The 13,054-nt window shown below is 56.2% G+C and carries 9 protein-coding genes and 1 pseudogene; 7 read left to right on the forward strand and 3 right to left on the reverse strand.

Annotated elements, in window-relative coordinates; genetic code table 11:
- The 5 genes from EXE41_RS17540 to EXE41_RS17560 form a co-directional block, all read left to right on the forward strand.
- Positions 1–158, forward strand: a 158-nt coding sequence (locus EXE41_RS17540) for a HAMP domain-containing sensor histidine kinase (RefSeq protein WP_137691660.1), incomplete at its 5' end; no start/stop codon positions are given.
- 139 nt (positions 159–297) lie between these two features.
- Positions 298–465, forward strand: a complete 168-nt coding sequence (locus EXE41_RS17545; RefSeq protein WP_206750861.1) for a hypothetical protein — start codon at positions 298–300, stop codon at positions 463–465.
- Between the two features lie 389 nt (positions 466–854).
- The gene (locus tag EXE41_RS17550) at positions 855–1,448 is read left to right on the forward strand and encodes a DUF1102 domain-containing protein (RefSeq protein WP_137691662.1); all 594 of its coding nucleotides are present in this window, start codon (positions 855–857) and stop codon (positions 1,446–1,448) included.
- 67 nt (positions 1,449–1,515) lie between these two features.
- Entirely contained in the window at positions 1,516–2,136 is a 621-nt protein-coding gene (locus EXE41_RS17555; protein WP_137691663.1) for a hypothetical protein, read from the forward strand.
- 625 nt (positions 2,137–2,761) lie between these two features.
- Positions 2,762–4,330, forward strand: coding sequence for a CARDB domain-containing protein (locus EXE41_RS17560; protein WP_137691664.1), 1,569 nt, complete (start codon positions 2,762–2,764; stop codon positions 4,328–4,330).
- Positions 4,331–4,781: 451 nt separating this feature from the next.
- Here the strand turns inward: EXE41_RS17560 and EXE41_RS17565 are convergent, their stop codons facing one another.
- Together EXE41_RS17565 and EXE41_RS19755 are read right to left on the reverse strand one after the other, a co-directional pair.
- Positions 4,782–5,603: a recombinase family protein gene (locus EXE41_RS17565; RefSeq protein WP_199240899.1), complete on the reverse strand. Its 822-nt coding sequence runs from the start codon at positions 5,601–5,603 to the stop codon at positions 4,782–4,784.
- A gap of 1,459 nt (positions 5,604–7,062) precedes the next feature.
- On the reverse strand, positions 7,063–7,875 hold the full coding sequence (locus EXE41_RS19755) for a uracil-DNA glycosylase family protein (RefSeq protein ID WP_241987280.1): 813 nt from the start codon (positions 7,873–7,875) through the stop codon (positions 7,063–7,065).
- A gap of 158 nt (positions 7,876–8,033) precedes the next feature.
- Here EXE41_RS19755 and EXE41_RS17575 point away from each other — a divergent pair, with 158 nt between their 5' ends.
- Positions 8,034–12,182, forward strand: coding sequence for an Eco57I restriction-modification methylase domain-containing protein (locus tag EXE41_RS17575; protein WP_137691665.1), 4,149 nt, complete (start codon positions 8,034–8,036; stop codon positions 12,180–12,182).
- Positions 12,179–12,925 (forward strand): hypothetical protein, encoded by a 747-nt coding sequence (locus tag EXE41_RS19425; protein ID WP_199240900.1) that lies wholly within the window; start codon positions 12,179–12,181, stop codon positions 12,923–12,925. Before EXE41_RS17575 ends, EXE41_RS19425 begins: the two co-directional genes overlap by 4 nt.
- 26 nt (positions 12,926–12,951) lie before the next feature.
- Here the strand turns inward: EXE41_RS19425 and EXE41_RS17585 are convergent.
- Positions 12,952–13,054, reverse strand: a pseudogene (locus EXE41_RS17585) (IS1595 family transposase); the annotation flags it as partial.

Here is a 13,054-nt window from a genome sequence, read left to right on the forward strand (position 1 = left end):
TTGAGGTGGGCTACTCGCAGTCGGCAAATGGAACCGGGTTCGGACTGAATATTGTCAAACAGATTGTTGATGCTCACGACTGGCAGATTCGCGTTACGGACGGGACGGACGGTGGAGCACGGTTTGAGATCACGAACGTTAATTTTGTGAATAAATAGGCATTATTAACATCCTATCTAATTTAATACGGGCGCAGCGCTACTGTATCGCGTACATCGAGCAGCACGCCGACACGCTGCTCCGGAGGTTCGAGAAATGGCACGATCTGAATCCGGATCCGACTGGCGGGAGGAGTCCATGAGTGACGCCGAACTCGAAGCGTTCGAGGACGCTGTCGGGGACCTCGACGATCGCGTGAGTGAATTCCTCGCTGAAGGGTCGGACCTCTCTGCGGAGGAGATCAACGACGACGTTGAGGACCTCCCCATGCCCGATCCGCTTGACGACCGCGCTGCCGAGGAGTAAGACCTCGGCCGCGCGGGGTGTACGGCGGTCACAGGCCGCTCGTTTGAGGTGGTTTTAGTTACAACGAATTCTATAGGGGGGAGTATGGGAATTCCTATAAGATAAACTATATTTTAACAAATAGGACTCTCATTAGGCCCCACAACCCGAGATAGCACGTCATATTTGAGATGTTAGGGTCGTTCAGGATGTGCGTGAAGACTACTTTGCGGATATTGCGGTTGTTTCAAGCTCTGATTGAATATATTCAGCGGTGCCCAGAACCCGGCTTCAGACCCCCCCTGAAACTCTCACCCCTGCCTGATGTGTTTTCACGCGGCTCAATACGATATGGGTGTCTGTCCATGTGATGAGTTGAGTGCGCCACAACAGGCGCACCACGAATAACAATGGCAAGTCGTCGTAAATTCATCGTCGGTCTGGGCGCATTGGCTTCAGGTAGCGCTGCTGCAGTAGGCACGGGCGCGTTCACTACTGCATCTGCCCAACGGACTACGCAGGTTAACGTTGCCGCGGACTCTAGTGGTTACGTTGGAATCTCCGCTAATGGCCCCTACGCCTCCGGAACTGGCGATGGCCAGCTCGAATTAGACTTCAGTAGTAGTAATTCACAGGGTGCTCTCGGAGATGGAAAGGGGCTAAATCCAGATTCAGAATACAACTTTGATAACGTATTCCAAGTCGCAAACCAGGCAGCGGGAGGTGATGTGAGAATTATATGTACTACGTCTGGTTTTAATCTAGATAATCTTGAAATTGAGGCTGTTGGAGGAACAGGCCTATCGAGCAGCCCGCAGTCGCTACTTGCTGAAGACTACACCGACCCAGTTAATGCCCCCAAACTGGTGGAACCAGATTCATTCACTGTTGACCTGACGATGGAAACAAACGGGTCCACAGACAGTGCCGCAGGTGGAACACTAACAATTCACGCTGCGAGAGGCAATGAATACGAAAGTGCTGATTTTTCTTCCCTATTCTAAGAGAAGAAGATTCAGCAACTTTTGATTTGGTGAATATTCAAAAAACCGACTTGGCCTCCTAAACCATATGAAACGACGAACCTATCTTTTCGGGTTAGTCGGGGTCACTGGAGGGGGAATGTTGGCATCGGGTACTGGTGCGTTCAGCAGTGTACGTCTTGAACGCGAAGTGTCGATTGAGGTTGTCCCTGACGATCAAGCGTTGTTATCACTCAAAGTTCCATATTCGGGAGACGCCATCCAAATTAAGAACGGTAAATTAGCTATTGATGCCGCAGAGGAAGCGGAAGATGGCGATGAGGGAGTCAAAGCTGGTTCAAGTCGCGAGTTTGGTGACTGGAATTCTGCTGGGAAAGTGAAAACACCCGCCATACAAGTGGTGAACCAGGGATCACAACCTCAAACTGTTGAGTTCACATACAGCTGGGACTCGGCCGAAATCGGACACTCCTCTATGAAGTGGTTCGTTAGTTGGCAGCCAACAGGGCGGAATAAAAAACACTTCGTAGTGGATGACACTCAGGAAGAGGCGAGTATAACAGCCAAACATCTAGCTCCCGGCAAGGCGCTTGATATTGCGTTCCGCGTTGACGCGGCTAATGCGGGTGACAAACTCTCTGGCGAAATCTCTCTGGAGAGTACGGCAGTAGAAGACGAGCAGTCACCCCCCGGTAATCCGGACAAATAGGATTATCCGCTTGGATAGCTCGCTCTTCTCCTTGTGAGGTCGCGTTAGGTGAGTTGTAACCCTCAGTCGCGGGATCTCCTACAGAGCATATAGACTGGATACATATAGTCTGAAAATGGGGGGTTCCAAACGGGGTTTCGAAGGGGTTCCAAAGGGGGGGTTGGAACCCGAAGAGCCGAACGGGAATAGACCGAATTGTGGTTGTTAGAATCGATCAAGAATCATTTGGCATACTGATGCCCCCACGTATTCGGATAACGCGTATGGTCACGAATAATGGCCCCAGTACACCCTCGCCGGTGGACGTCGACCCCGATACAGTCCCGCGTGTTTGATTCAATACGTAACCTCCGAGAAACGTGTTTGGCGGGGGGATCGGCCGTCAATATGTCTGAAACGGGACTATTACGGAACTGCTCGCGGTCGCGACGGCCCGCAAGTTAGCTAAGACGCGCCGATCGTGTTAATTGATACTCGACTTCGATGTGTTTTATTTGTCTCAGTTCGCTCTGTAAATGTGAATAATATCGTTTGTTCGACTCGCACCAGTTTCAAGCAACCCCTTCAGTTGTTTCAGGCACCGCGTTATCAAGATATCTGAGCTATAACAGCCCGTAACACAGCGATGCCCACCGCCCGCCGCACCCTGACTCTCACCCTGCTGCTCGTAGCGGCGGGCTCGCTGATCTTCACCACGGGCGCGGCGGTGGTTGACGGCCCGGCCGACACCGCCGCCGACGGCAACCTTGCGGTCCAGCCCGCTGACGGTCCGAATGGACAATACGCCTACCTGAACGACGACGACGAGATTGCGATCGACGTGTCGGCGTCGAACCCGAATATCCAAGATCCCTCCTTTGAGGGTGTCAACGTCGGGGCAACCGGGACGATCGACGAGGTGTTCACTATCACGTACACGGGCGAGCAGTTCGCGCGGGTCTGGATCGCGTACCCGAACGAGTCCGTCGCCTTCGTTGCCGACGGGGAGTCAATCGAGGGCAACGAGAGCAGCGTCACGCTGGCGCCGAACGGGACGGTTACGATCGGCCTCGCGCTCGATACGCGCGGCGCGACCGCCGGAACGCGGCTAGGAGCCAATGAGTTCTCGATTGAGGCAGAGCTCGCGGAACCCGAGGACATGGCCGATTCATCACCCGAGACGGGCGAGTCCGCCGGGGAGGTCGACGGCGGTGAGCCGAGCGTGACGGTCACGTCTCCGAGCGAGACCAGTCGCGGGTTCCGCGCGACCGATGTCGCTCGCGGGGGCTCGGTTCGGTTCGAGGCCGGCGGGATGCACCTCGCGGGCGGGAACGTCACTCTCGACTGGCTCGACCTGAGTGGCGTCCGGACCGAGAGCGTCGAGGTGAACGCGGTCGGCAGTCCCAACCCGGTCGCGAACGGGAGCGCACTCGCCGCGCCGACGAGCCCGCGCCCGATCTCGTACCTCTCCGTGGACCACGACTTCGCGCCCGACGAGGTCGACGAGATGACGATCCGGTTCAGCGCCGACCGGAATTACCTCAACGCGATCGGCGCCGAACCCGAGGCCGTGACCCTCTACCGGCAGACCGACGCGGGCGAGTGGGCAGAAAAACCGACCGCGGTTATCGACGACCCGACCCGGACGCCGGGGGTCTCGGCGGACCGCGTCCACTTCCGCGCGACGACCACGGAGTTCTCGACGTTCGCGGTCGCGGCGCACGCGCCCCGATTCGACGTGACCGACGCGACGGTCACGCCGGGGGCGACCGAGCCAGGCGAGGCGGTGACCGTGCGCGCGACCGTTCGGAACGGGGGCGGCGCGGCCGGCGAGCGCACAGTGACGCTCACCGCCGACGGCGACCCGATCGGGAACGAGACCGTGGCGCTCACGCCGAACGAGACGGCGACGGTCGCGCTCCGCGGGACCGTCGAGACCGCCGGGACGTACGAGATCGCGCTCGACGGGACGCCGGTCGGGACCCTGACCGTCGGCGACGCGGGGGACGGCGACGCGCGGGAATCCGCGGCGGGAAGCGGCTCCCCGCAAGCGGGCGGCTCCGCGCCGGCGACTGAACCCGGCGACGACGCCGGGAGAGACGCTCCCACGGAGGAGCCTGGCGGCGTGGACCTCGTCGACTTCGGCGGACTGCTCGCCGCCCTCTTCCTCGCCGTGATCGTGCTCGCCCTGTTCCGCCGGGTGTCGCGTTCGTGAGGCGCGGAGCCGCTGACGTCCAGTTCGCAGCTCCGAGCTTGCGGTCGGCCTCCGTTATCAGCTTCGAGACGTACGCCGAGAGATATCATAGAGACGGCAAGGCGAATACACTCGCCTTTAGGCGAGTGATGAAGCCGACATGATTGGCAGCAATCCACCAGCCAAACGTCTGTTTTGAGTTTCCATAGTGGCGTATAACTGACAGGCACATCCGAGAGAGACACCCTGTCAAATGAAACGGGGCGAACTGTATTCTGAATGACTTTCCGACGCGACCGAGGAGTGGGAAGGTGGAGACATAGGCACCTCGATACGATAGAAGCACAAACCGTTGAGCCTACCGTCAAGCAGGTCTACAGGCGGAGCAGTCCGAGTGCCCTGGAGTTTGACTCCAAGGCGGTTCACGCTCGCTTGTGTGTCGGAACTGAGACGAGAGGGAGGAGTGGAAGCGCTAGCGGTTGTCGATGTCTGTGGCCTCCTCCAGCCGCTTAACACGTTCGCGCAGCTCTTCGAGGGCGGGATCCTTGGCCCGCACATCCTCCAGCGGGCGGACATCGGTGAGCGCCTCGTCGACACGGTCGTCTTCGGCTTCGCCGCCGAGGTAGAGTTCGCGCCGATCTTGGTGGAGACTCCGGAGCGTCGACTCGGCGATGCCGGTGTCACCGGCGACAGTCGCGAACGACTCACCGCGGTCGACACGGGTGAGGGCCTCCCGGACGTGTAGGAACTCGGCCGGATCAACGCGGAGGTAGCCGTCCTCGACGACGAACCCTGCTGGCGGTCTCCCGGTCCACTTTCCGGCGGACTGTGCGGCGCGGACGCCCGACCGTATCCGCTGGAGCTTTTGTTGGTGTTCTATCTGGGCGAGATCGCCCATCAACCGAGCGACCATGCTGTATATCGTCTGCTGGAGTTCGCCGTCGTCGACATGGATTTTCAGGCCAACATCGAGGGCCTCGACGCCAGTGTCATGTTCCAAGCAGTGTTGGATGAACTCGTGAATCTCAGTCGGACCGAGCCGAGAAAGTCGGCTGATTTCGTGAACGACCACGAGGTCGAACTCCCTACTCTCGACATCATCGAGGAGTTGGTTGTAGACCTCGCGAGTGTCGGTGTCGGCAGCGCCGGAGACGATCTCTGGATACTCTTCGATGTCTCCCACACCGAGACGTTCTAAGTGTTGGCGCGCCTCGTCGAGCTGCCGAGAGACGTCCTGGTCCGACGTCGAGACGCGGGCGTAGATCGCCGCGGTTGTGGGTCCGTTTTCGCTCACGTTTTCGAGGATACGCTACTGTATTAAACAAGTGGGGGTTACTGCGGTTTTGTGTATAGCACTACCTTCTCAGCGCATTTTGAGATCGGCTGTCCTGTACAGAGAGATCGTGAAGCAGCAATATATATTCAGGATTTGGTAGGTCGACCAGTACAAGATACAGGGATTTAGTGTAACAGAGAGCCCATTTCGATAATATACTGCGCCGGAACATTTGTAGGGGAACCGATGTTCAATCGATATATGTTCCCGTATCCGCCATGGTGGCTCCAACAATGGAGCGAAATTATCGCAGGTTTGGGGACTGTCGTTCTCACTTTATTTCTCGTACTACTTTACAAACGGCAAGCAAGACAACTTGAGGCACAACACGAGGCTGTTCTGGAGGTGACAAACGTAGAGTGGTATGGAGATAAGGCCATCATTTGGGTATCCAACTTCGGTAATGGCGTGGCGAAGAGCTTGAGACTCGCAACTCTAGTAAAATCAGATACAGGTGAACACCGTAGACATATTGTCCGATCAAACTCTCTGAAGCGAATTGATAAAGAAGGAGAGTGGACGAATCTAATTCAACCAGGTGAAGAGGAAGTACCTTTCCATGGAAGATCAAAGGTTGGAAAATTAGCTCCTCAGAATTGGCCAGGGAATTGGATCTCGATCAAATTTAGCAACTTCATTCGGACGGCGCGTGACAACGATTCTACGGAGGTTAAGTACGCGCATGTAGTCAAAGGTGTAGAACTCTCTGGTAATTCTTGTTGGGATCGAGTCGATCCAATGACTCAGAGTGTGAATCCCCAAGATTTTGATCGAGAACACTCTTTAGGTAATCTTCCCGGGAAGACCAAACATGGACTAGATAACACGTTCTATATATATTTCCGCACATCGATCTTTTGGAAATGGACAGTAGAGTTGTACATATTCTCAGTTCGAATTTTGAATAAAATAATACCAAAAGTGAAACTCCGCCCGCGGAACATAGATGCTTCTGGTACAAAGCGTGTGAAACGCATAATATTAAAAAGAGATATGAGAGATTTCTATGAGGATTTGAAGAATAAGGTTAGTTCTGGTCGAACCTGGCTCGAAAACAGACTCCCCACGAAGAGTGCTTAGTTATCCTGATTGAATTTGATTCAGTCAAAATACGCACCCCCCATCTTGTACGCCAACTCGTCACAATATCACTAGGCCAACAGCTGTTTCACCAGGTAAAATAGGAAATTCTCAACAACTCAATAAGTAGTCCTGATAGCCGCCGATTTTGGAGCGATAACCGCGTCGATCGTCGGCGTATATTACTGAACTTGTGCTGGACGGTCGGCAGTAGTGCCAGATTTCAGGCTTGCGGCCCCCATCTCGACATGTAGTCCGCCCAAACTCGTGACTGCCCACAATCTGTTGAGTCGCTATCTCATATCGAGACGATGCGTGTCAGGCTCCGTCGTTTTCGCTACTGGCTTTCGAGCACTTCAAGCGCCTCGCTGAGTCGCGAAATATACTCGTCCGGAGGGAACCGCCACCAGACCTGTCCACTCATGTGAGCTAGCGGGAGTACGTGGGTGTCGATCGGATCGGAGATCCGGTGGAGTATCCCGTGGATAGCCATGATACTCTCTGGATCGGCGTCCGTCTCCATGACGGGCTCCGGCGTGGTCGAGCGTCGGAGCGCCGGCCACGCGTTTCCGCCGAAGGTGATCACAAGCTCCGGATTCAACGCTCGGAGTTCCCGTTCGAGGAGGTGTTGATACGAGGCGCGCTCGGCGGCAACTCCGAAACCGTCGACGCGGTACTTCACGACGTCGCCGAGGTAGAAGTCTCGATAGAACTGCCCGGAGTCGACGTACTGGTACCAGCCATTCGGGAGCGAAATGAGATCGTGACGGGCGAGCGTCTCGAAAAAACGCTCTGAGAAGTCGGCGTTTCGCCCGGTCAGCCAGCTCTTGGCAAACTCGCGGTAGACGCCGATCTGGTCGCGAGCCGAACATTCGCCGGCGAGTGGGTTCTGCGGACGCAGTTCCGACAGGTGGCGTTCGTGGAGGTTCCCGGGATCCTGAACGAGGAGGACGATGTCCGGATCGTCAGTCTCCCAGTCGTAGTAGAACGTGTATGAGAGCCGCCGGCTGACCTCCTCTCGGGTAGGAAAGCCTGTATCTGAGAGAACCGTCTCAACGCTACCGATGGCCGTCTGCGGTAGCTCTCGGAGCGTCGGCTCCGTTGGCTCGTCGATCTCCGAGAGGAGCTTGCGAGCGGTCGTTTCGTTCATTTGTATCGAATGGTCTCTAGCGGACTAATTGATACTTCGGGTGAACTGAGTCGTAAACGATCTGAATACCATCGCCTTCGCTCTCCATCAGAACGATCCAGCGTTGGTAATCGCTCCGTCATCTATTTAATCGCGCTGACGTGTGGGTTTGATATTCAATGAGCCAAGCGACGCTCGGAAGTGGTCCCTACCGGAACTCCAGCCTCTTCTCTGGCTACTATCTCGACGAGCGCGTTGCCGATCTCGACGCGTGGGATTGTGACGAGGAGGCTGAGGAAGCCTTCGAACAGATTCGTGACCTCTGGAATCAGGAGGGAGCGCTCTTGCCCTCCTACAAGGAAGACGAACTGATCGACACGTGGATCGCCGAGGTTCTCGACATCCTCGGGTACGGCACGAGTTCCGAGGTGACGCTCCCGGACGGCGGGGGCTACGTCGACCGGCTGCTCTTCGAGAACGCGGACACGCGCCGGGAGAGCGCCAAGCAGGCGCTCGACAGCGGCACGGAAGGACACTTCTCTCGGGCGCTGTCGATTCTTGAAGCCAAGCAGTGGGACGCAGACTTCGAGAAATTCTTCTCGGAACAGCGGTCGTATCGCGACGCGTCTCACCAGATCAAGTTCTACCTCGAACGGACTCCCGGCGATCTGAACTGGGGGATCCTCACCGACGGGAAGAAGTGGCGGCTCTACGGGACGAAGGACTACGAGACACAGACGTACTACGAGGTCGACCTGCCGGAGATTCTGGAGAGCGGAAACCTAGAGGCGTTCAAGTACTTCTACGTCTTCTTCCGGCCCGGAGCGTTCGTCAAGACGGCCGGGAGTTCTTTCCTCGATGACGTGTGGTCCGAATCGGAGACGGCCGCACAGGAACTGGGGGAGGACCTCCAAGACAACGTGTTCCGAGCGCTGCGGGTTCTCGGAAAGGGGTTCGTCGAGTCGAACGATCTGGAAATCGATCCCAACAACGAGGACGGACTCAGTGCCGACGAACTGAAAGAACAGTCGTTGGTGCTGCTCTACCGGCTGATGTTCGTCCTGTATGCCGAGTCTCGGGGGTTGATCGATCCCGACGACCCGGCCGCCAGCGAGGAGTATCAGGAGTACTTCAGTCTCGAAGCGAAGCGCGAGGAGATACTCGACGAGGTCGACGGGCTCGACGTCGAGTCGGGTGCGGCGTTTGACCGAGAGTTCAGCGATTACTCGTCATCGATCTGGGGGCGGCTCACGGAGCTGTTCGAACTGATCGATGAGGGCGAGGAAGATCTCGACATACCCCCGTACAACGGCGGGCTATTCAGCCGTGAGGACCACGCGTTCCTCAACGAGTACGAGGTGAAGGATCCGTACATCGCAGAGGTGATCTTCTGGCTGTCGACGACAGAGAACGACGAGGGAGAACACGTCCCCGCCGACTACGCCGATCTCGACACCAGACACCTCGGGTCGATCTACGAGGGGCTGCTCGAACACGAGTTCCGGATCGCGGGGCCGGAGGGCGTCGCCGCGGTCGCTGAGGACGGCGGACAGGTGTGGAAGTCGGGTGACGAGGTGTCGGTTTCGGACGCGGTCGAAGTCGTCGACGAGGGCGGGCTGTACGTCGTCAACGACGAGGGCGAGCGGAAGGCGACGGGCGCGTACTACACGCCCGACTACGTGGTGACGTACATCGTCGAGGAGACGGTGGACCCGCTGCTCGACGAGATTCACGAGGACCTGCGCGCGGAGGGGTACGAACCCGAGACCGTGGAGTACGCCGCGGAGTTCTTCAATCGGATTCAGGAACTGAGCATCCTCGACCCGGCGATGGGGTCCGGCCACTTCCTCACGAAGGCGACGGGCTACCTCTCCAAGCAGGTGATGGACGAAGTGCGGGCGCTCGACGAGCAGGCCGGGTTCTTAGACGAGCAGCACATCCGCCGGCAGATCTCGAAGGAAATCATCTACGGCGTCGATATCAACGAGATGGCGGTCGAGCTGTCGAAGCTCTCGATGTGGTTGGAGACGCTCGCGGCGGACCAGCCGCTCGCGTTCCTCGATCACCACGTGAAGCCGGGCAACTCGCTCGTCGGCAGCGACATCACGGAGGTCCTGAGTGACGACGGGCCGGGCGACGACGACGACGGGCAGATCACGCTTACACAGGCGTTCGCTCGCGTTCGGCAGGACACGCTCGAACACGTGATGGACCTGATGGCGGACCTGCTCGCGTACGACAACGAGACGCTCGACGAGATCAAGTCGATGGAGGAACTGTACAACGAGATCCGCGACGATCCCCTCTACAAGCGCCTCTTCGAGTTGGCGAACGTCCACACCGCCGAGAAGTTCGGCTGTGACGTGCCGGAAGACGTCTACGAGCAGATGGCGGGAGCGATCGAGGACGAAGCCGACTGGGCGGAGATCCGCGAGGAAGACTGGTTTACGGCGGCGCAGGCGACAGCTAACGAGCAGGACTTCTTCCACTGGGAACTGGAGTTCCCCGAGGTGTTCTTCAACTCAGATGGTGAGAAGATGGGCGAGGCGGGGTTCGATGCGGTTGTCGGGAATCCGCCGTATGTTGGTACAAAGAGCCTCTCTGAGAGTTTCATCTCGTATGCGGATAATGAGTATACGTCTACAACTGGCAGGTGGGATTTATATCTGCTATTCACAGAGCGGTCTGTTAGGATTTCCAGAGGTAAGATTGGGTACATCCAGCCCACGATGTTCATGAGGAGATCCTACGGAGAGGGATTGCGTTCATTCATATCCGAGAAAGCGACTGTGGATCACATAATCGACCTCTCTGAGTACTCGGTTTTCGACGGAGCAATCAACTATACTGGTATATTCATAATTTCGCCGGAAGAAGGTACAGGAGATGACTTCCCTGTTTACACTCCTGTATATGCTAATCTCACAGAAATTTCTATAGAGAATTACGACGTATACCACCTGAATAATGGAGATCTGAGTTCTGAACCTTGGGACGTCATTCCGCCGAATGTCGCTAAGTTGTTGGACTCGATTCCCGATCATTTCCCATCGCTGGCACAGGTGACCGAATCGGTCTCTGAAGGAATACACACCGGCTATAATGAGGCGTTTTTTGTCAGTAAGTCAGAAGCAAATGAAAAAGGGCTTGAGGAGGGCCTACTCAAGCCGGTGCTGAAAGGAAAAGATGTCAAGCGATATCAAATACCCAAAACGGATCTTAGGTGTATCTACCCGTATCGATCGGACGGTACAGTAATCTCTGAGTCGGAACTTAAGTCAGATTATCCGAATGTTTGGGAACACTTCTGTTCTCATCGAGAAGGTTTGGAGGGCCGAGAGTACGTTCTCAATTCGGGTAAACAATGGTATGAAATTTGGTGCGAGCGGTCTCAAGACATATACACAAATCCAAAGATTTTGACACCCGATATCGCCGAAAAGAACCAGTTTACCATAGATCGGAATACTCCCGAGAACTACTTCAACACCAAAGTGAAGAGCATACGCTTGGAGTCGCCCTCTGGCAGTAAGTACTTAGAACTGCTGGGTATTCTTAATTCAAAACTCATACAAGTCATCTACCGCGGAATTGCCCCACCGAAACAAGGTGGGTTTAGATCATATAAACCTGGATTCCTGAATGATCTAAAAATACCGGAATCAATCGATGAGGGTCTCGATGAGAGGGTAGACAACCTGTTAGAGTATCAGGAACACCGACAAGTACTCAATTTAGACCTACTCGATTATCTTGGGTTAGAATTTAATCGTGGTGGGCTAGGCGAGGTTGGTCTTTATCAGCCGCCAGCAGATCCTGATAGTTCCAAACTCAATCTGACCACTGAGAGGCACTCGAACCTCCGAGTTGGCACTGCTCGCGTCGATCGCGAGTCTTCGAACACGATCCTCGTAGAGGCCACCGCTCGCTACAAACCCGACGACGAGGACGCACACGAGACGGACCAGTGGGGCTACACGGAGACCGAGTACCTGCCGGCGTTCCGGATCACGGATCTCACCGAGCGTGAGGCGGACCTGATCGAACACTTCGTACCGGTCGCCGTCGACGAGGCAGGCGGCTTCGCGAACTTCCGCGAGACGGCGACGAAGACGAACTCGCTCATCGACCGGTTGAAGGCGATCGAGTTGCCCGACGTCGACGACGTGGGCGACAACTTGGAGAACTACCTACAGACGAAGGAACGCGCTGAGGAGCTCGACGAGAAGATCGAGCAGACGGACGCACTGATCGACGAAATCGTCTACGAGCTATACGGACTCACCGACGAGGAGATCGAGATCGTTGAGGAGGCTGTAAGAGAGTGAGCGAAAACCAGTCTCTGGCCTCCCTGACCGAGGACGACGAGATCGCGGGGAAGGTCAGGAGACAGTTAGAGGTGTTCCCACAGAAGTTCCGAGAGCTCGGAGAGGCTGGTCAGCTCAGTGAACTCTTTCGTAGTCCGAAGAAGTTCTCAGGAGCACGCGTTGAACAGGCACCAGAAGTCTTCACAGAGCAGTATCTTATTGGACCGGTTCTCCACGGACTTGGATACCTGAGTTCCTCCTCAGCGGAATACGACGGAATTGGGCCGCACTTCATCCGCCAGCCAATAACGTATAGGAAAGTCGAGCCGAAACAGCCCGACTATTTACTGAAAAACATCGACCCGGCTATCGTGTGTATCGTTGAGGCGAAGGCGGTAAATCGGGAGCAAATGACTGGTGCGAAAACACACGCGAGTGAGGATATTCGGGAGTATCTTGAGGAGGACGCGTTCTGTAAGTACCTTCGCGATACCAAGCAGCGGTACCTAGTGGGAATCGGAACTGACGGATTCCGGTGGACACTGTGGATGAAAGACATCCATACGGGTGAAGCGATGAGTCACAGTCCCAAGGTCGACATATCTCCTGTCATCAGAAAGGTCGCGAGCCGTAGAGATGTAATTGAGGGGGACTTCTCGTCGGGAGCGTCAGACGAGCGTGAACTCTTAGCCGAGGAGTTTGTGCCTGCCTTCGCTGCGACCAACCTACCGGAATACGTCAAATCGGTGTTCGGGGAGAACTGACCACGCTCTTCGGTAGACTGGCGGAACTAGCGGAATACATTGACAGCGATACAGTCCACGAGACTGTGGATCGGTGCCCCAGTAAGGTTCAGTGACCGGAGGAAGCCGTAGGTCCGAGCGGCCTGCTCC

Origin of the sequence: Halorubrum sp. SD690R (assembly GCF_005435035.1) — an archaeon.
In the GTDB taxonomy this organism is placed as follows: domain Archaea; phylum Halobacteriota; class Halobacteria; order Halobacteriales; family Haloferacaceae; genus Halorubrum; species Halorubrum ezzemoulense.